This window comes from Streptomyces syringium (assembly GCF_017876625.1).
Taxonomy (GTDB): Bacteria; Actinomycetota; Actinomycetes; order Streptomycetales; family Streptomycetaceae; genus Streptomyces; species Streptomyces syringius.
In genome coordinates this window covers 4,456,351-4,475,776 of sequence record NZ_JAGIOH010000001.1, presented here as the reverse complement: position 1 = coordinate 4,475,776, position 19,426 = coordinate 4,456,351, and the positions used below count along the sequence as shown (strand labels likewise).

At 71.7% G+C, this 19,426-nt stretch carries 16 protein-coding genes and 1 tRNA gene; 11 read left to right on the top strand and 6 right to left on the bottom strand.

What is annotated here, in order from left to right:
• Positions 1-237 precede the first annotated feature (237 nt).
• From JO379_RS20020 to JO379_RS20005, 4 genes are all read left to right on the top strand, one after another.
• Entirely contained in the window at positions 238-1,359 is a 1,122-nt protein-coding gene (locus tag JO379_RS20020; protein ID WP_130880237.1) for a sensor histidine kinase, read from the top strand.
• Positions 1,356-2,045 (top strand): response regulator, encoded by a 690-nt coding sequence (locus JO379_RS20015; protein WP_209516169.1) that lies wholly within the window; start codon positions 1,356-1,358, stop codon positions 2,043-2,045. Before JO379_RS20020 ends, JO379_RS20015 begins: the two co-directional genes overlap by 4 nt.
• A 315-nt stretch (positions 2,046-2,360) precedes the next feature.
• Positions 2,361-3,908, top strand: coding sequence for a M4 family metallopeptidase (locus JO379_RS20010; RefSeq protein WP_372449144.1), 1,548 nt, complete (start codon positions 2,361-2,363; stop codon positions 3,906-3,908).
• Between the two features lie 201 nt (positions 3,909-4,109).
• Positions 4,110-4,607 carry a hypothetical protein gene (locus tag JO379_RS20005; RefSeq protein WP_130879329.1) on the top strand — a complete coding sequence of 166 codons (498 nt, stop codon included), beginning with the start codon at positions 4,110-4,112 and terminating at the stop codon, positions 4,605-4,607.
• Between the two features lie 215 nt (positions 4,608-4,822).
• On the opposite strand, the gene JO379_RS20000 is transcribed toward JO379_RS20005, so the two are convergent.
• Complete coding sequence (locus JO379_RS20000; RefSeq protein ID WP_130879328.1) at positions 4,823-5,515, bottom strand: pentapeptide repeat-containing protein; 693 nt, start codon at positions 5,513-5,515, stop codon at positions 4,823-4,825.
• Between the two features lie 124 nt (positions 5,516-5,639).
• Here JO379_RS20000 and JO379_RS19995 point away from each other — a divergent pair, with 124 nt between their 5' ends.
• Positions 5,640-6,632, top strand: a complete 993-nt coding sequence (locus tag JO379_RS19995) for a zinc-binding dehydrogenase (protein WP_209516166.1) — start codon at positions 5,640-5,642, stop codon at positions 6,630-6,632.
• 106 nt (positions 6,633-6,738) lie between these two features.
• Positions 6,739-8,295, top strand: coding sequence for an MFS transporter (locus tag JO379_RS19990; RefSeq protein ID WP_130879326.1), 1,557 nt, complete (start codon positions 6,739-6,741; stop codon positions 8,293-8,295).
• 88 nt (positions 8,296-8,383) lie between these two features.
• Here JO379_RS19990 and JO379_RS19985 read toward each other — a convergent pair whose 3' ends face one another.
• A complete protein-coding gene (locus JO379_RS19985) occupies positions 8,384-9,277 on the bottom strand; it encodes a sigma-70 family RNA polymerase sigma factor (protein ID WP_209516163.1) in 894 nt (297 codons plus the stop codon).
• Positions 9,278-9,467: 190 nt separating this feature from the next.
• Between JO379_RS19985 and JO379_RS19980 the strand changes: the two genes are divergently transcribed.
• Complete coding sequence (locus tag JO379_RS19980) at positions 9,468-9,956, top strand: GNAT family N-acetyltransferase (RefSeq protein ID WP_245381498.1); 489 nt, start codon at positions 9,468-9,470, stop codon at positions 9,954-9,956.
• A 34-nt stretch (positions 9,957-9,990) separates the two neighbouring features.
• Here JO379_RS19980 and JO379_RS19975 read toward each other — a convergent pair whose 3' ends face one another.
• Complete coding sequence (locus tag JO379_RS19975; RefSeq protein WP_209516160.1) at positions 9,991-11,136, bottom strand: aminopeptidase P family protein; 1,146 nt, start codon at positions 11,134-11,136, stop codon at positions 9,991-9,993.
• Between the two features lie 234 nt (positions 11,137-11,370).
• On the opposite strand from JO379_RS19975, the gene JO379_RS19970 reads away from it, so the two are divergent.
• Complete coding sequence (locus tag JO379_RS19970) at positions 11,371-13,542, top strand: MMPL family transporter (RefSeq protein ID WP_130879322.1); 2,172 nt, start codon at positions 11,371-11,373, stop codon at positions 13,540-13,542.
• Between the two features lie 93 nt (positions 13,543-13,635).
• On the opposite strand, the gene JO379_RS19965 is transcribed toward JO379_RS19970, so the two are convergent.
• Positions 13,636-13,709: transfer RNA gene (locus JO379_RS19965), tRNA-Thr, on the bottom strand.
• A gap of 194 nt (positions 13,710-13,903) precedes the next feature.
• Here JO379_RS19965 and JO379_RS19960 point away from each other — a divergent pair.
• The 3 genes from JO379_RS19960 to JO379_RS19950 all read left to right on the top strand — a co-directional run bounded on the left by JO379_RS19960 (position 13,904) and on the right by JO379_RS19950 (position 16,515).
• Positions 13,904-15,040: an ABC transporter ATP-binding protein gene (locus tag JO379_RS19960; RefSeq protein ID WP_130879321.1), complete on the top strand. Its 1,137-nt coding sequence runs from the start codon at positions 13,904-13,906 to the stop codon at positions 15,038-15,040.
• A gap of 251 nt (positions 15,041-15,291) precedes the next feature.
• Positions 15,292-15,711 (top strand): hypothetical protein, encoded by a 420-nt coding sequence (locus JO379_RS19955; RefSeq protein WP_130879320.1) that lies wholly within the window; start codon positions 15,292-15,294, stop codon positions 15,709-15,711.
• A 69-nt stretch (positions 15,712-15,780) separates the two neighbouring features.
• Positions 15,781-16,515: a nucleotidyltransferase family protein gene (locus tag JO379_RS19950; RefSeq protein WP_207303957.1), complete on the top strand. Its 735-nt coding sequence runs from the start codon at positions 15,781-15,783 to the stop codon at positions 16,513-16,515.
• Positions 16,516-16,594: 79 nt separating this feature from the next.
• Here JO379_RS19950 and JO379_RS19945 read toward each other — a convergent pair whose 3' ends face one another.
• Together JO379_RS19945 and rlmB are read right to left on the bottom strand one after the other, a co-directional pair.
• Positions 16,595-18,244 carry a DoxX family protein gene (locus JO379_RS19945; protein WP_130879319.1) on the bottom strand — a complete coding sequence of 550 codons (1,650 nt, stop codon included), beginning with the start codon at positions 18,242-18,244 and terminating at the stop codon, positions 16,595-16,597.
• A 226-nt stretch (positions 18,245-18,470) separates the two neighbouring features.
• Entirely contained in the window at positions 18,471-19,421 is a 951-nt protein-coding gene (rlmB, locus tag JO379_RS19940) for a 23S rRNA (guanosine(2251)-2'-O)-methyltransferase RlmB (RefSeq protein WP_130879318.1), read from the bottom strand.
• Between the last annotated feature and the right edge of the window lie 5 nt (positions 19,422-19,426).

Here is a 19,426-nt window from a genome sequence, read left to right as displayed (position 1 = left end):
ACATCGCCGTCCCGGCTGTCCCCCGTGTCAACCGATCGGCCGATGCGGGGTGCGCTCCGCGCGGGTTAGAAGTGTGGTGGCCGTCGGCGCCGACGGCCCGATCCCCACCAGCCCGCCCGCAGGCGAAACGGCAAACTGAGGCCCGCCCGCAAGCGAAAACTACAGACGGCAAGGAGAAGCGTGCAGCACCAGCCACAAGCCGCGCCCGACCCGGACGCCCCCTGGCTGGAAGCCGTCATGCACGCGGCCTTCTTCCTCCTCCTCGGCGCGTCCCTCGTCCGCTTCCTCATCCGCCACCCCGGCGAACCCCGCACCCCCTGGATCATCGCGTTCAGCGTGGCCCTCGCCCTCCTCTATGTACTCGGGCCCGTGCTGGGGGGACCCGGCACGGGCCGGCGGTTCACCTGGCTGGGGGCCGTCGTCGCGTCATGGGTCGTGCTGGTCGTCCTCGCGCCGAGCTTCGCGTGGTGCGCGGTTCCCCTCTTCTACACGGGCCTGCGCACCCTCCCCGCCCGCGCGTCGCTCGTGCTGGTCGCCCTGCTCACCACCCTGGTGGTCGCCGCGCAGCTGCGCCTCGCCGAGGGCTTCGACCCCAACCTCGTGTTCGCCCCGCCCGCCGTCGCCGCGATCGCCACCGCCGTCTTCGTCCACACCCAGCGCCAGGCGGCCCGGCAGCGCGCGCTGATCGACGATCTGCTCCGTACGCGGCGCGAACTCGCCGCCACCGAACGGCGCGAGGGCACCCTCGCCGAGCGGCAGCGGCTCTCCATGGAGATCCACGACACCTTGGCCCAGGGCCTGTCCAGCCAGCAGATGCTGCTCCAGGCAGCGGACCGCACCTGGGATTCGGATGCGGAAGCGGCGCGTCGGCATGTGCGTACGGCGGCGGACATCGCCGCCCGCGGGCTGGCCGAGGCACGGCGGTTCGTGCACGATCTGGCGCCGCCGCAGTTCGACGGGGGCGCGGGGCTGGAGGACGCGCTACGGGCGCTCGCCGCGCCGGAGTCGACCACCGTCTCCGTGCGCTTCCACGTCGAGGGCGTCCCCGTCCCGCTGCCCGACCGGGTGCGGTCGGCCCTGCTGCGCATCGCCCAGGGCGCGCTGGCGAACGTGACCGAACACGCCGCCGCGACGACGGTCGCCCTGACCCTCAGCTATCTCGGCGACCAGGTGGTCCTGGACATCGCCGACGACGGGCGCGGCTTCGACCCCGGCGCCGCCCCGCCCGGCGGGGCCCGCGGCCACGGGCTGCCCGCGATGCGCGCCCGCGTCCGCCAGCTCGGCGGCACCCTGACGATCGAATCGGCGCCCGGCGAGGGCACCGTACTGTCCGCGTCCGTTCCCCTGGAGACCCCGTGACCCCGACCGATCCCACCGGACCGGCCCCCGTCCGCATCCTGCTCTGCGACGACCACGCCGTCGTACGGGCCGGACTGCTCGCGCTGCTGGGCAGCGCACCCGGCATCGAGGTCGTCGGGGAGGCGGGCGGCGGCGAGGAGGCGGTCGCGCTGGCGGCACGGCTGCGGCCCGACGTGGTGCTGATGGACCTTCAACTCGGCGCGGGAATGGACGGGATCGAGGCGACCCGCCGCATCGTCGCGGACGCGGCGGCGGTCACGGAGACCGGCGGCGGAAGAAGCGCGCACGGCCCGTACGTTCTCGTCCTCACCACCTATGACACCGACGCCGACATCACCCGCGCCATCGAGGCCGGGGCGACCGGCTATCTGCTGAAGGCCGAGCGGCCGGAGGAGTTGTTCTCCGCGATCCGCGCCGCCGCCGAGGGGCGCACCGCGCTGTCGCCGCCCGTCGCGGGCCGCGTGATGGCCCGGATGCGCGGTGCGGGCCGGCCCGCGCTCACCGAGCGGGAGCGGGACATCCTCGGTCAACTCGCCCGCGGGCTGGGCAATCGTGAGATCGCACGGGCGCTGTTCATCAGCGAGGCCACGGTGAAGACGCATTTGGGTCGGATCTACGACAAGCTCGGCGTCGACACGCGCGCGGGCGCCGTGGCGGTGGCGAAGGAACAGCGGTTGCTCAGTTGAACGCTCCGGTAGGCCGTCAAGTGCAGACCAATCGGGCGCAGTTCACCGCATAGCGGATCCAATCAACCGCTGTTAAGAAAACGCTAGATCAAATCCTTGTTGCGCCCCTGTCAATGACAGGGAAGTGATGGCACTCTCTCCTCAATTCGCTCTTGCACCACTCCTGCACCAAACGGGCGGTCTCCACCGGCTGCCCGAACCCCCCTCATTCGGCCGCGTGTTCGCGGCCATGCATTAGGAGCAGAGTTGAGACTCATCACCTCCACCTCCCGCAAGCACACCCTGCGCGCCGCAGCGCTGGTCGCCTCCGCCGCCATGGTCGCCGTCGGCGTCCAGACCGGCTCCGCGACCGCCGCGGCCGACCGCGAGAACGGCGCCACGGCGCTGGCGCTCTCCGCCGGTCAGCGGGTGTCCGCGCTCAAGGACGCGCAGGCGGGAGCCTCCTCCACCGCTGCCAAGCTGGGCCTCGGTGGCAAGGAGAAGCTCGTCGTCCGGGACGTCGTCAAGGACGCGAACGGCACGGTGCATACGCGCTACGAGCGCACCTACGACGGCCTGCCGGTGCTCGGCGGCGACCTGGTCGTGCACCAGGCGAAGAGCGGCTCGCGCAGCGTCACCAAGGCGACCGAGGCCGACATATCCGTGCCCACGACGTCCGCTTCCCTCGCGCCCGCCGCGGCGAAGCAGAAGGCGCTCGGCGTGGCCGCCGCGGAGAAGACCGCCAAGGCCGACGGCCAGGCCCCGCGCAAGGTCGTCTGGGCCGCGGGCGGCAAGGCCGTCCTCGCGTACGAGACCGTCGTCAAGGGCGTCCAGAAGGACGGCACCCCGAGCAAGCTGCACGTGGTCACCGACGCGGCCAGCGGCAAGACGCTGTTCCAGCGCGAGGCCATCGAGACCGGCAGCGGCACCAGCACCTACAGCGGCACGGTCCCGGTGACCACCACCAAGACGTCCTCCGGCTACTCCCTCACCGACGGTGAGCGCGGCGGCCACAAGACGTACGACCTGAAGCAGGGCACGTCCGGCACGGGCACGCTCTTCACCAACTCCAGCGACGTCTGGGGCGCCGCCCGCCAGGCCGCCGCCGTCGACGCGCACTACGGTGCGGCGGTCACCTGGGACTTCTACAAGAACGTCCTGGGCCGCAGCGGCATCAAGGGCGACGGTGTCGGCGCCTACTCCCGCGTCCACTACGGCAACGGCTACGTCAACGCCTTCTGGGACGACGACTGCTTCTGCATGACCTACGGCGACGGCGAGAACAACGCCAACCCGCTGACCTCCCTCGACGTGGCCGCCCACGAGATGACGCACGGCGTCACCTCGGCCACCGCCGGGCTGAACTACAGCGGCGAGTCCGGTGGCCTCAACGAGGCGACCAGCGACATCTTCGGCACCGCCTCGGAGTTCTACGCCAAGAACTCCACGGACGCCGGTGACTACCTCATCGGCGAGAAGATCGACATCAACGGCGACGGCACCCCGCTGCGCTACATGGACAAGCCGAGCAAGGACGGCGCCTCGAAGGACTACTGGTCCTCGAACCTCGGCAACTCCGACGTCCACTACTCGTCGGGCCCGGCCAACCACTTCTTCTACCTGCTGTCCGAGGGCAGCGGCGCGAAGACCATCAACGGTGTGAGCTACAACAGCCCCACCTACAACAACTCCAAGGTCACCGGGATCGGCCGGGACAAGGCCACCAAGATCTGGTACAAGGCCCTGACCACGTACTTCACCTCCACCACCAACTACAAGGCGGCCCGCGCCGGCACCCTGAAGGCCACCGCGGACCTCTACGGCTCCACCAGCACGGAGTACAAGACGGTCGCCGCCGCCTGGACCGCCATCAACGTGAAGTGACCCCCCTCGTGACGTGACCGGGCCCCGGCCCGGGACACGGCACGGCGGACGTCCCGGAAGTGATCACCGCACCCGTAGTGCTCACACACCCACGCGGTGATCACCCTCCGGTGACCGGCCCGTGCCCTTGCCACCGACGGTGGCGGGGGCACGGGCAGGCGCGTTTACGCACCCGGCCGACGCCCGTGACACCATCGAGGCGTGATCGACCTCGGCTATTCGCTTTCGCACCGCTTCCCCGACCCGCCGCAGACGGACTACCGCACGGCGGATGTACGGGCGCTGCGGCACGACCTCTTCTGCGGTGACGTCTATCTCGCCGACGTGAAGACGGACCGGGAGCTGTCCACAGGCTGGGGATGGGTTCCCGTGCTCGACTTCGCGTGGGCGCTGTGCGACGTCCTGGAGCAGGTCGACCGCGACCCCCGGGGCAATCGCGCGTCCATCCCGCAGTACGCGGAGCTGGACTTCACGGAGTCGACCGACCGGCTGATGTTCGAGCGCCGCTTCGGCTGGGTGGAGGTCACCGCCGACTGGCAGCCGGCGGACGAGCCCCCGCTCAGCTTCAACCACAGGGCACTGCGCCGCGAGGCGCGGGACTTCCTCCACGACCTGATCGCGGACCTCTCCGACATGCACGAGGGTCTCGCCGACAACCCGGTCGTATGGAACCTGCAGAGCCGCTTCCCGCGGGTCTGACATCGCCGGGCGCCCTGCGGGCGCGTCCTCAAGCGCCGGACGGGCTGGATTCGGCTGAGCTCAGCCAAACCAGCCCGTCCGGCGCTTGAGGACACAGCACAGCAGCCCGTCCGGCGCTTGAGGACACAGCACAGCAGCCCGTCCGGCGCTTGAGGACACAGCACAGCAGCCCGTCCGGCGCTTGAGGACACCGCCGCGCAGCGGAGGTGCGTACGTCACAGCTCGCGGCCGGCGACCCGTACGCCGATCTGCGCAGCAAACACGGGGGCCAGGTCCAGCAGTTGGGGCGGGCTGATCACCGCGCCCGCCAGCTGATCGATCCCCCGGGCGATGTCCAGCTCGGTCACCGCCCGTAGATCCACGTCCTTCATCCGCACGGCGGTGAAGTCGACCCGGCGCAGCACGCAGTCCCGGAAGACGACCCGCTCCAGCCGCGCCCCGCCGAAGTCGGCCTCGGCGAGCACACAGCCCTCGAAGGTGACGTCCTTGAGCGTGGCCGTGCGCAGATTCAGATAGTCGATCTTCCCGCCGCGCACCAGGACCCGCTCCAGCACCGCGCCGTGCAACTGGGTGCCGCCCAGGCGCGCGTCCCGCAGCTCCACGTCGCGCAGCGTCGCCTCCGCCAGATCCGTGCCCACCCCGTGCACCCCGTCGAGCACGCAGTCCAGGAGCCGGGCCCGGGTCAGCCGCGTCTCGTCCAGCGCGCAGCGCGAGATCCCGCAGTCCATGAAACGGGCGCCGGAGGCGGTCTGACCGGCGAGATCGGCCCCGGTGAAATCGACGCCGTCGTAATCCCCCTCCCGCTCCAGCTCCGCCCCCTCCCACGGCCGCAGCGGCGGCAGCCGTACCTCCGGGAGCCGGGCCGTCGGCTGGTCCTTGCCTGGCTTCTGCCTGCCGCGCGTCGTCATACCGCCACCGTGGCACACGGCACTGACAACGCCCCTCGGCACGCACCGCCGCAGCCCTTGACCTCAACCATGGTTGAGATTGAAGACTCAAGGAGTCCACCGGAACATCGCTCGAGGAGAACCCATGCACGCCGTCCGGCTGCACGCCTTCGGTCCCGCCGAGAACCTCACCTACGAGAGGACCGACGACCCCGAGCCCGGCCCCGGGCAGGTCCGGGTCGCCGTCGCCGCCGCCGGTGTGCACCTCGTCGACACCACTCTGCGCGCCGGCGACCCGAACGGCCCGTACCCGCTGCCGGAGCTGCCCAGCGTCCCCGGCCGTGAGATCGCGGGCACCGTCGACGCCCTCGGGGCGGGCACCGACCCCCGCTGGCTCGGCCGCCGTGTCGTCGGGCACCTCGGCACCGCCCCCGGCGGCTACGCCGAGCTGGCCGTCATCGACGCGGAGAAGCTGCACGAGATACCGGCCGGGCTGCGCGAGGACCAGGCCATTGCCATGATCGGCACCGGCCGCACCGCACTCGGCGTTCTCGGCTACACCGAGCTGACCGGCAAGGACGTCGTGATCGTGACGGCGGCGGCCGGGGGCATCGGCTCACTGCTCACGCAGTACGCCAAGAACGCGGGCGCGAAGGTCGTCGGCCTCGCCGGCGGCCCGGCCAAGGTCCGGCGGGTGCGCGAGCTGGGCGCGGACCTCGCCTTCGACTACACCGCCGAGGACTGGGCCGAGGCGGCCCGGACCGCCCTCGGCGGGCGCACCGCCACGGTCGTCTTCGACTCCGTGGGCGGCCCCGCCGCCCGCGCCGCCGTCGACCTGCTCGGCCCCGGCGGCACGCACCTCGTCCACGGCTGGTCCTCCGGCGGCCCGCTCACCCTGGACCCCGAGGAGCTCGCCGAGCGGTCCCTCACCTCGCAGTCGGCCCTCGGCCCGCCGATGCTGGCCCGGTTCGGCGGCGGGCAGGTGGGGCTGCGCAGGCTGGAGGAGGAGTCGCTGGCCCAGGCCGCGGCGGGCAACGTCGTCCCCACCGTGCACCGCTTCCCGCTCGCCGACGCCGCCGCCGCGCACGTGGCACTGACCTCGCGCGCCACGATGGGCAAGGTCGTCCTCGTCCCCTGAGGCGCCCGGCTCGAGAAGCGGCCCCGCGCCATCGCACCTACGCTGGACGGGCGCATCAGACGCCGTCGTCGGCCGTCGGAAAACCGGCCGCGAAAGGCAGGTTCCGATGAGTTCGAGTCCGACGAGCCCGGATGGCACGCGGGCGCCGGCCGAGCCGCCCGACTCCCGCCGCCGCTGGTGGGGCCTGGTCGTCATCGCGCTCGCCCAGCTGATGGTGGTCCTCGACGCGACGGTCGTGAACATCGCCCTCCCCTCCGCCCAGCGCGAGCTCCACATGTCCGACGGCGACCGCCAATGGGTGATCACCGCCTACACCCTCGCCTTCGGCGGTCTGCTGCTGCTCGGCGGCAAGGTCGCGGACCTGGTCGGCCGGAAACGCACCTTCACGGTCGGGCTCGTCGGCTTCGCGGCGGCGTCCGCGCTGGGCGGCGCCGCCCACACCTCGACGCTGCTGTTCGCCGCCCGCGCCCTCCAGGGCGTCTTCGCCGCGCTGCTGGCGCCCTCCGCGCTCTCTCTCCTGACCACGACGTTCACGGACGTGCGGGAGCGCAGCAAGGCCTTCGGCATCTACGGCGCCATCGCGGGCGGCGGCTCCGCGATCGGACTGATCGCGGGCGGGCTGCTGACGGAGTACCTGAACTGGCGCTGGTGTCTCTACGTGAACATCCCGATCGCGCTGGGCGCCCTCGCCGGTGCCCTGTGGCTGCTGTACGACCACCGCCCCGCCCACCGCCCGCGCCTGGACATCCCCGGCGTGCTGCTCGGCTGCGGAGGTCTGGTCGCCGTGGTCTACGGCTGCAGCGAGGCCGAGCCGCGCGGCTGGGGCGATCCGCTCGTCCTCGCCCTGCTGACCGGCGGGGTGGCGCTGCTCGCGGTCTTCACGTGGTGGCAGACCCGGGCCCGCAGCCCGCTGCTGCCCCCGCACATCATTCGCGACCGCAACCGTGGCGGTGCGTTCCTGACGATGGGGCTCGCCGTCGTCGCCATGTTCGGAATGTTCCTGTTCATGACGTACTACCTCCAGGTCGTGCTCGGCTACTCCCCCGTGCGGACCGGCATGGCGTTCCTGCCGCTGACCGCCACGATCATCCTCACCTCGACCCAGATCTCGGCCCGGCTCATGACCCATGTGCCGCCGCGCACCCTGATGGTGCCCGGGGCGCTGCTGGCCGCCGTCGGGCTGTTCCTGCTGACCTTCCTGACCGTCGAGCCCGCCTACGTCTCGCACGTCCTGCCCGCCGAGATCCTCGTCGGGCTCGGCATGGGCCTGATCTTCATGCCCGTCATGGCCACCGCGACGGCGGGGGTCGCCCCGACCGAGTCCGGTGTCACCTCCGCCACGGTCAACACGGCCCAGCAGGTCGGCGGCTCCGTCGGCACCGCGCTCCTCAACACCATCGCCACCACCACCAGCGCCGGCTACATCGCCGCGCACCTCGAGTCCGCCGCCGACGACGGCCCGCTGACGCCCGCCGTCCGGGACGCCGTCACCAAGGAAGGCGTCGTCCACGGCTTCCACGTCGCGATCGGCTGGGGCTCGGGCATCATGCTGCTCGCCGCCGTCTCGAGCGGCCTCCTCGTCACCGCGCGGGCGCCCAAGCACGGCACGCCCGCGGGCGACCCCACCCGGGCCGCCGAGGCCGTCGCCCGACGCCAGGCCTGACGCCTTCGTCCGACGTCATCGCCCGCCCCCCGGGAGCGGCGGGAGGGCCCCTCCCGCCGTCCGCCGAGCGCCGTCCAGCGAGGCCGGATCAGCCGCCGAGCACGCTCAGATCGATCCGCGCGAGACGCTCGGGGTCGGTGAGGATGTCGAGCGTGGTGATCCTGTCGCCCTGGACGGTGAACGCCATGACCGAGATCGCCCGGCCCTCCGCCACCGCGACCACGCCGGGGGTGCCGTTGACCAGCGCCGGGTGGGCGGCTTCCGCGAACCGGGCGAAGGTGATCGCCTGCGAGGCGACATCGGCCGCGCCGCGGCGGATCACGCCCGGACGCAGCGTCCCACCGTCGGAGCGCGCCACGATCTCCGGATCGAGCACGGAGACGAGGGCGTCGAAGTCCCCGCCGCGCGCGGCCGCGAGGAAGGCGTCCACGATGCGGCGCCGGTGGGCCAGACCGGTGTCGGGAGCGGGCGCCGCGCCCTGGACCCGGCGGCGGGCGCGGCTGGCGAGCTGCCTGGTCGAGGCGGCGGTGCGGCCGAGCACGGGGGCGATCTCGTCGAAGGGCACGGCGAACATGTCGTGCAGGACGAAGGCGAGACGCTCGGCGGGAGCGAGGGTCTCCAGGACCACCAGCAGGGCGAGGCCGACCGAGTCGGCCAGAAGTATCTCCTGTTCGGGGTCGAGGCCGTCCGGACCGCTGACGACCGGGTCGGGAAGACGGATCTGCCCGTCGTCGTCGTGCAGCGGGCTCTCGCGCCGCGTGGTGCGCGAGCGCAGCATGTCCAGGCACACCCGGCCGGTCACCGTGGTCAGCCAGCCGCCCAGGTTCTCCACCCCGGTGACGTCCGAACGGCTCAGCTTGAGCCAGGTCTCCTGGACGGCGTCGTCCACGTCACCGAGCGAGCCCAGCATCCGGTAGGCCACCGCCCGCAGATGGGGCCGGTGTTCCTCGAACCGTCGCGCCAGCAAATCCTTCTCGCTCACCCGTCACATCCCCGTCCGCTGGTCCGTCAGTGCAGTGCAGGACGATATCCGGCCGGTGCAACCGGCAACGGCAGCACGCGAGATGGTGGCGAGGACCCTGGAGGACCCTGAACGCGGCACCGCGCGGTGCCGCCGCCACCGCCACGAAAACCTGTCGCGCGCGCCCGCCCGGGCGGTCATGCTGGGGCCCATGAAGATCGGAGTCGCCGAGGCTGCCGATTGGCCCGCCATCTGGCCCATCGTCCGCACCGTGGCCTCGGCGGGCGAGAGCTTCACGTTTCCGCGCGACATCGGCGAGGACTTCGCCCGTGAGTGCTGGATGCTGACCGCGCCCGGCCGGACGGTCGTCGCGGTCGACGACGCGGGAACCGTGCTCGGCACGGCCAAGATGAACCCCAACCACATGGGCCCGGCCGCCCACATCGCCAGCGCCAGCTACATGGTCGCCCCCGAGCACGCGGGCCACGGCATCGGCCGCGCGCTCGGTGAGTACACCATCGAATGGGCCCGCGCCGAGGGCTACCGCGCCATGCAGTTCAACGCCGTCGTCGAGACCAACGTCCGCGCCGTCGCCCTCTGGCGCTCACTCGGCTTCACCGTCATCGGCACGCTCCCCGAGGGCTACCGCCTGCCCGGCGGCACGTACACCGGGCTGCACATCATGCACCGCCCGCTGTAGCGCGGGCCCCCGGGCCAGGGGGCCAAGAGGGCCGTCAGGCCACCACGCGCAGCTCGCGGTCCGTGTTGTTCAGCCGTCGGCCGCCCGTCTCCGTGCAGGTCACGATGTCCTCGATACGGACGCCGAACCGGCCCGGGAGATAGATCCCCGGCTCGATCGAGAAACACATCCCCGGCACCAGCGGCAGGTGCTCCCCTTCGACCAGATACGGCGGCTCGTGCGTGGTCACCCCGATGCCGTGCCCGGTGCGGTGGATGAAGTACTCGCCGTACCCGGCCCGCCGGATGACCTGCCGCGCCACCCGGTCGATCTCCTGGCACGCCACCCCCGGCCGCACCGCCTCGAAGGCCGCCTGCTGCGCCTCGCGCACCAGGTCGTGCACGGCCCGCTCCTCGCGCGTCGGCTCCCCCACATGGACCGTGCGGGTCGTGTCCGAGCCGTATCCGTCCTTCAGTCCGCCGAAGTCCAGGACGACCATGTCGCCGTCCTCGATCACCCGCTCCCCCGCCTCGTGATGCGGGTTGGCGCCGTTCGGCCCGGAGCCGACGATCGTGAAATCGACCTGGCTGTGGCCGTGTTCGCGCAACAGCCGCGCCAGGTCCGCCGCCACCTCGTGCTCCCGGCGCCCGGCGAAGCGCAGGCCCACGATCTGCTCGTACGTGGCGTCCGCGGCGGCCCCCGCCGCGGCGAGCCGCTCCACCTCGTAGGCGTCCTTGACCGCGCGCAGCATCGGCAGCACCTCCGTGAGGGCGCCGTACGCCACCTCCGGGCGGTTGCGCTGCAAAGCCAGCAGATGCAACGCCCAGGCATTGTCGGAGACCCCGTAACGGCCCTTCGGCTCCAGGAGCTTGGCCATCAGCGCGTACGGGTCCTCGCCGTCCGTCCAGCCGCTGACCGCCAACGCTCGAGCTCCCGGGGCACGTTCGGCATCAGGCCGCTCAAGGGCGGGCACCAGCAGCTGCGGCCGGCGTCCCGGAGCCAGCAGCAGCACCGTCAGCCGCTCGGTGGTGGGCGGCCGATAGCCGGTCAGCCACACCAGATCCGGGCCCGGTGTGACGATCAGTCCGGCCAGTCCGGCATCGGCGGCCGACAGCGCGGCACGCTCCATCCGGGCGGCGTAATCCTTCGGGTCCACCGGGTCATCGGACGACCCCGGGGCGACAGCGGCGGCATCGGTCATGGGGGCAGCGTAATCCGGACGAAGGCGGTCGGCAGGAACTTCTCTACCTCACGGGTGAGAGCCCCTCCTACCGGCGGATGAGTCCTACCCCGACCCAGGACCGATTTCCCCCTGAATCCGTTGTGCGCAGGCAACCCCGCTGCCTAGCGTGTTCATGCCCGTACACACACTCGGCCATACAAACACGCGACAGGTCGGCGGGCCGCGCAAGATTAAACCTTTTAAAGGAGCACCATGTTCCGACGAGTAGGTCGGTTCGCCGTCCACCGCCCCTGGCTCACCATCGGGGGCTGGATCATAGCCGCCGTCCTCCTGGCCGTGTTCGCGCCCGGGCTGAAGTCCACCACCGATGAAACGGAGTTCCTCCCTTCGCACTATGAGTCGGTCCGGGTCGGCAAGCTCCAGGAGGAGGCCTTCCCCAAGACCGAGCAGCCCGCGGCCATCGTGGTCTTCCAACGCAAGGACGGCGGCAAACTCACCGCCGCCGACCGCGCCGACGTGATCAAGGTGTCGGCCGGTCTCGAGGGCAAGCACCGCGAGAAGATCGCCAAGGTGGTCACCGGACCCCAGGCCGTCTCCCCCAACGGTGAGGTGGCCCTGGCCAATATCATCGCCACCACCAAGAACGCCTTCGACGAGAAGCTGCCCAAGTCCGTCAAGGACCTGCGCAACGACGGCAAGTCGCTGCTCGACGGCACCCAGCTGAAGATGGGCATCACCGGTCAGGCGGCCAGCGCCCTCGACTCCCAGGAGTCCTCCGGCGACACCGACGCGATGATCATGATGGCGACCCTGGTCCTCATCATCGTGCTGCTGCTCGTCATCTTCCGCAGCCCGCTCATCGCGATCCTGCCGGTCCTCATCATCCTCGTGGTCGCCGCGGTCGCCAACGGCCTCATCGGCACCGCCGCCGAGCTCGGCGGGCTGAAGGCGGACGCCTCCATCTCCGCGATCCTCATCGTCGTCCTCTTCGGCGTCGGCACCGACTACATCCTCTTCCTGCTCTTCCGCTACCGCGAGCACCTGCGGCAGGGCCAGGAGCCGAAGGAGGCGCTGTCCGACGCCGTCGCCAAGGTCGGCGAGACCATCGCCTCCGCCGCCGGCGCCGTCATCGTCGCCTTCCTCGCCCTGCTGCTCTCCACCATGGGCATGATGCGGGCGATGGGCCCCTCGCTCGCGATCTCCGTCGCCGTGACGCTGGTGGCCGCGCTCACCCTCGTCCCCGCCGTGTTCTCGCTGCTGGGCACCAAGGCCTTCTGGCCGTCCAAGGCGTGGAAGAAGACCCCGAAGAACCGGTTCGCCAACGGCGTCGGCAACCTCGTCGCCCGTCGCCCCGGCATCGTCGCCTGCCTGTCCACCGTGGTCCTCGCCGTCCTCGCCGTCGGCGCGTTCAGCTTCAAGGCCGAGTTCGACACCTCCAGCCAGATGCCGCAGAAGCTCGAGTCGGTCCAGGCGATGAAGGACATGCAGCGCGGCTTCTCCGCCGGCCAGTCCGACCCCGCCATGGTCTACCTGAAGTCCAAGGACGGCGCCAAGCTCAACCAGGCCGACCTCGCCGCCTTCCGCACGAAGCTGGCCGGCATCGAGGGCGTCGGCCAGGTGGCCCCCGCCGTCGGCAACCCGGACGGGACCGTCGCCCAGTACGCGGTCGTGCTCAAGTACCGGCCCACCGAGGACAAGTCCATCGAGCTGGCCGGCGGCGACCTGCGCGACACCGCGCACGCCTCCGCGCCCCAGGGCACCGAGGCCCTCGTCGGCGGCACCTCCGCGGTGCTCTCCGACATCCAGAAGGCCGTCAGCCACGACTACAAGCTGGTCTTCCCGGTCGCCGGTCTCGCCATCATGGTCATCCTGGGCCTGCTGCTGCGCAGCCTCGTCGCCCCGGTGTACCTGATGATCGCGGTCGCGCTCGGCTTCAGCGCCACGCTCGGCGCGACGGTCTGGCTCTTCCAGGACATCAAGGGCGAGTCCGGGCTGCTGTTCATGCTGCCGGTGATCGTCTATCTCTTCGTGGTCGCCATCGGCACCGACTACAACATCCTCATGGTCGCCCGGCTCCGCGAGGAGGTCCGCCGCGGCGTCCCGCCGAAGGAGGCGATCCGCACCGCGGTCGCCCAGTCGACCCCGACCATCACCTCAGCGGCGATCATCCTCGCGGGCACCTTCGGCGTCCTGATGCTCGCCGAGAACTCCATGCTCCAGCAGATGGGCTTCGCGGTCGCCTTCGGCATCCTCCTCACGGCCTTCGTGATGGCCATGCTGCTCGTCCCGACCGTGACCTCCCTGCTGGGCCACAAGGCCTGGTGGCCGGGCCACCAGGACTCCCCCACGGAGCCCGCCCTGGCCCACCACGACGACACGGGCACGGCCCCGCAGTGGTCGGCGGGTGAGGGTGCCCGCCGGTAGGTAACCGGCCGGCACACGTCCCACCACAGACGAAAGGCCCTCCGGGAAGCTTCCCGGAGGGCCTTTCGTCTGCGCTGACCAGCGCTTTCCTTGAGCCGCCTGTCGGATTCGAACCGACGACCCTCGCTTTACAAGAGCGACGCTCTGGCCAACTGAGCTAAGGCGGCAGCCGTTGCGGGACCTCGCCCGCGAACGCGGCACCACTCTACACAGCGCCCTGTTCCGACAGCCACAAACGCCGGGGGCTGACAACCGCCCCCCGCCCGGGTACCGTCACCCGCAACCCCGTCCAATTGGACTGGACCACTCCTTTTACTCGGATCGTCCGGCACGTTCCTGCCGGTGAAGGGACCGCATCACCATGGCCACGGTCACGTACGACAAGGCGACCCGCATCTACCCGGGGTCCGACAAGCCCGCCGTCGATCAGCTCGACATCTCCATCGAGGACGGTGAATTCCTCGTCCTCGTCGGCCCTTCCGGCTGCGGGAAGTCCACCTCGCTGCGGATGCTCGCGGGGCTGGAGGACGTCAACGGCGGCTCCATCAGGATCGGCGACCGCGACGTCACGCACCTGCCGCCCAAGGACCGGGACATCGCGATGGTGTTCCAGAACTACGCGCTGTACCCGCACATGACCGTCGCCGACAACATGGGCTTCGCCCTGAAGATCGCCGGGGTCAACAAGACGGAGATCCGGCAGAAGGTCGAGGACGCGGCGCGGATCCTCGACCTCACCGAGTACCTGGGGCGCAAGCCCAAGGCCCTGTCCGGCGGGCAGCGGCAGCGGGTGGCGATGGGGCGCGCGATCGTGCGCGAGCCGCAGGTGTTCCTCATGGACGAGCCGTTGTCGAACCTCGACGCCAAGCTGCGCGTGCAGACCCGCACCCAGATCGCGGGCCTCCAGCGCCGCCTGGGCATCACCACCGTCTACGTCACGCACGACCAGGTCGAGGCCATGACCATGGGCGACCGGGTCGCGGTGCTCAAGGACGGGCTGCTCCAGCAGGTCGACTCCCCGCGCAACATGTACGACCGCCCCGCCAACCTCTTCGTCGCCGGCTTCATCGGCTCGCCGGCCATGAACCTGGTCGAGGTGCCGATCACCGACGGCGGCGTGAAGTTCGGCAACAGCGTCGTGCCCGTCTCGCGCCAGGCGCTGACCGCCGCCGCCGACCGGGGCGACCGCACGGTCACCGTCGGCGTGCGGCCGGAGCACTTCGACGTGGTCGAGCAGAACGGCGCCACCGCCAAGACGCTCTCCAAGGCGGCCGACGACGCCCCGGCCGGCCTCGCCGTCACGGTCAACGTGGTCGAGGAGCTCGGCGCGGACGGATACGTCTACGGCACCGCCGAGGTCGGGACCGAGCAGAAGGACCTCGTGGTGCGCGTCAACGGCCGCCGGGTGCCGGAGAAGGGGTCGATCCTGCACGTAGTGCCGCGCCCCGGCGAGCTGCACGTCTTCTCCACCTCCTCGGGCGAGCGCCTCAGCGACTGACGCCCCGCCCCGCGCACGACCACGGCCCCGCACCGAGCACCACCGGTGCGGGGCCCGGTCGTCCCCGCGCCCCCGGTGAGCGCATTGCACAAGTGGACATCCGCTTCGCACCCGCTGCCGATAAATACCCGCCCAGACCGTGCTTTTCGAGCCCCGTGCGTCAACATCGATACCGCATTCACGCGCTGTCGCGTCGCTCAACCGGGTGACTAAATGTCGCCATATCATTACCCCTCGCTACCATCTGCGACATGAACCAGGCCGCCCGCCACATCGGCAGAACTCTCGCCTTCGTCCTCCCCGTCGTTCTCGTGCTCTCCGGGACCCTCGCGGTCACCCGCGTCCCGTGGGCGGCGCCGAGCGACCGGACGCAGGTGCTCACCGCTTCCTCCCATACCGCCTCCACTCAGGCCAAGGCCGCGCGCGCCCCGCACGAGGTGCTCCGCGACCGGCTGCTCACCGAGCTCCAGGAGAAGAACCCGGGCGTCGCGCTCACGCACCTCCAGCAGGCCGCCGAGGGACGCCCCTCACTGGCCCGCCACTGTGCCGACATCGCGCGCGCCCTCGGACGGGCCGCGGTCGCCAAGTACGGCTCCGTGAGGCAGGCCCAGGCCTTCTCCCGGCCCGTCTGTGACACGTCCTTCGCCACCGGCGTCGCCCAGAACCACTGACCGCCCCCCGCGGGCGTTGCCGTGGCACCGGTCGCCGGGCGACCGGTGCCACGGCATATCGTCGTACGCATGACCGGCATCCACGCCCATCCGCACCCCACGCAGGCCGTCGTCCTGGCCGGCGGCCAGGGGTCGCGGCTGCGCCCGTACACCGACGACCGTCCCAAGCCGATGGTCGAGATCCCCGGCACGGGGACCCCGATCATCGGCCATCAACTCGCCTGGCTGGCCGCCGAGGGCGTCACCGATGCCGTGGTCTCCTGCGGCCATCTGGCCGAGGTGCTCCAGGACTGGCTCGTGTCGGCCGACCTGCCGCTCCGGGTGACCACCGTGGTCGAGAAGGAGCCCCTCGGCCGAGGCGGCGGCCTCAAGCACGCCGCGGCGTCGCTGCCCCACCCGGACCAGCCCTGGTACGCCACCAACGGCGACATCTGGACCCGCTTCTCGCTCCGCGAGATGGCCGCCTTCCACCATGAGCGCGACGCCACGGCGACCCTGGCGCTGGCCCGCCCGCGCATCCCGTGGGGCGCGGTGGAGACCGACGAGTTCGGGCACGTCCTCGACTTCATCGAGTCGCCGCCCTCGCCCTATCTGATCAACGCCGGTGTGTACGTCTTCTCCGCCGGCTTCGCGGATCTGCTGCCCGAGCGCGGCGACCACGAGCGCACCACCTTCCCGAGGCTCGCCCGCGAGCGCCTGCTGGCCGGCTTCCCGCTCCCGCACGGCGCGTACTGGCGCGCCATCGACACGGCCAAGGACCTGACCGAGGCGGCCAAGGAGCTTGCCGCTCAGCGCGGTTCCTAGGGCGTGTCCCTAAGAAACGCCGAACGGGCTGGATGTGGCTGAGCTCAGCCGCATCCAGCCCGTCCACCGCCGGTGGGTGTCAGCCCAGCAGGCCGCCCAGGGCGCCTCCGCCGCGGGAGCTGCCGCCGGTCGAGCCGCCGGACGAAGTGCCCGTGCCGCCCGTCGTGCCACCGGTGGTACCGCCCGTGGCCGAAGAGGGACTGCGCGGGGCGGCGGGGGCCGCCGGCTGGCGCGGGCTCTGCGGTGCGGGACGGACGCCGCCCGGGGTGTTGCCGGGCTGCCCCGCGGTGCCCGCCGAACTCGTCGGCGTACGGACGCCGCCCGGCGCGGCCGGGCCGGTGGGGGTGGGGGTCGCCGTCTTCCGGCCGGGCGCGGTGGGCTTGGGGGTGCCGGGCGGCACCGCGCTCTGGGAGCCGCGCGGGCTGGCCGGGGCTCCCGGCTTCCGCGGCAGCGGCGAGCCGGGGAGGTGGTTGGTGGGCGGGTCGGCCGGGCCGGGCATCCGGGCGACCTCGGAGGAGCGTACGGCCCCGCCGAGCGTCGAGCCGATCAGCAGCGAGAGGCCGATCAGGACGGTCGCCATGATCGTGCCGCGGCGCAGTACGCGCCGTCGCAGCTCCCACAGTTCGGCGCGCGGGCCGAGCCGCCGCCAGGCCTCGCTCGCGAGCCGGCCGTCGATGGAGTAGAAGGGGGCGCCGGCGATGACCAGGGGGCTCCACGCGGCGAGGTAGATGATGTCGGGGGCGTCGTACGCCGGAACGCTCCGCCAGCTCACCGTGACCAGCAGGGTCGCGGACAGCAGGACGCCGATGGAGGCGGCGACGCGCTGCCAGAGGCCGAAGATGGTGAGCACGCCGACGACGACCTGGAGGAAGGCGACGGTCAGACCGGCGCCGACGGGGTGGCTGAGCGCCAGGTCCCGCAGCGGCGAGGCGACGGGCCAGGGGTGCAGGGAGGTCAGCCAGGTGACCATGGAGCCGCGGCGGCCGCCGTCGAAGTAGACGGGGTCGCAGAGCTTGCCCATGCCGGCGTAGATGGAGATGAAGCCGAGGAAGACGCGCAGGGGGAGCAGGACGACGCCGAGGTTCATCCGGCGGCCGGGGTAGTAGGCGTGCCGGACGGAGTCGCCGGGGCGGCGGGGTGTGCCGTCCTCGTCGTACGTCTCGTCGCGGCCGTCCCGGCCGTCGAACTCGGAGTGGTCGTACGCCTCTTCGTCGTACGCACTGTGGGTCGGGCGTACGCCGTGCAGCAGTTGGGTCCCGGGTCCGGTGGGACTGCGGGTGCCGGTGTGGCCCGTGGGCTCGGCGGGTCCACGGGGGCCGATGACGGTGGTCGGGGCGTCGTCGACGCGGACGCGCGGCAGCACCTGGGTGGAGCCCGCGTCATGGCCCCCGGCGGTCACCGGATCCGGGCCGGCCGCGCCGGAGTCTCTTATGGCTTGGAGGAGTTGGGTGGGCGCGGACTCGCCGGGCTCGGTCCGCCCGCTCCACACCACCGGGGCGCGCCGCTTGGCCGCGCTCCTGACGGTCGGCAGCTGCGCCGTGTCGGCGATCCCGGCGAACTGCCGGGCGGCGCGCGGGGGCCGGGCGAGCTGCACGCGGAAACTCACATGGTTGACGACGACCTGCGCGGGGTCGGACGGAACTTTCACCGTACTCAGCGCGGGCTGGTCGTCGTACCCCGAAGAGCTTCCCCCCGTAGGTGTGCGGGGTGTTCTGGTGTCCACACTCATCTAACCGAGTGACCGGAGATTAGGACACTGCCTTGACCGACCCGAACTGTCCGAGACCCGTCAAGATCACCAACTGCCCCGCAGGGGCACGCCGGAATGATCCACCACCGCCCCGGAATGACCTGGTGGCGACGGTTTCGTCCGGCCCGGCGGGAAGAGCCCGGCGGGCCGGGGCGGGGGCGGCGGCGGATGCCCCCGCGGTCCGTCCCGGCCCGCCGGTCACGGCTTACGCGCGGCGGCGGGAGGCCTCGTAGAGCACGACACCGGCCGCGACACCGGCGTTCAGCGACTCGGCGCCACCGGGCATCGGGATGCGGACGCGGAAGTCGCAGGTCTCGCCCACGAGGCGGGACAGGCCCTTGCCCTCGCTGCCGACGACGATGACGACGGGACCGGCGAGGGCCTCCAGCTCGTGCAGCTCGACGTCGCCGTCCGCGGCGAGGCCGACGACCGTCAGACCGGCCTTCTGGTACGACTCCAGCAGCCGGGTCATGTTGGTCGCGCGGGCCACCGGGGTGCGGGCGGCGGTGCCGGCGGAGGTCTTCCAGGCGCTGGCGGTCATGCCGGCCGCGCGGCGCTCGGGGACGACGACGCCGTGGCCGCCGAAGGCGGAGGCCGAACGGACGACGGCGCCGAGGTTGCGCGGGTCGGTGATGCCGTCGAGCGCGACGATCAGCGGGTCCTCGCCGGCGTCGAAGGCGGCGGCCGTGAGGTCGTCCGGGTGGGCGTAGTCGTACGGCGGCACCTGGAGCACGAGGCCCTGGTGGTTGAGGCCGTTCGTCATCCGGTCCAGCTCCGGGCGGGGCGCCTCCATGAGGTTCAGGCCCTTTTCGGAGGCGAGCTGGATGGCCTCGCGGACGCGCTCGTCGTTGTCCAGGTACTGCTGGACGTAGAGCGTGTTCGCGGGGACGCCCTCGCGCAGCGCCTCGACGACCGAGTTACGGCCGACGACCAGCTCGTTGGTGCCCTTGGGGCCGCCGCGGCGCGGGGCCGGACGCTTGGTCTCGTGCCGCGCCTTGGCACTGGCGAGGCGGTTCTTCTTGTGTCCCTTGCGCTCGGACGCGGGCGGGGTCGGGCCCTTGCCCTCCAGGGCCTTACGTCGCTGGCCTCCGCTGCCGACCTGCATGCCCTTCTTGTTGGACGTGCGGCGGTTCCTGCGCTGAGTGTTGCCGGCCATGGGTC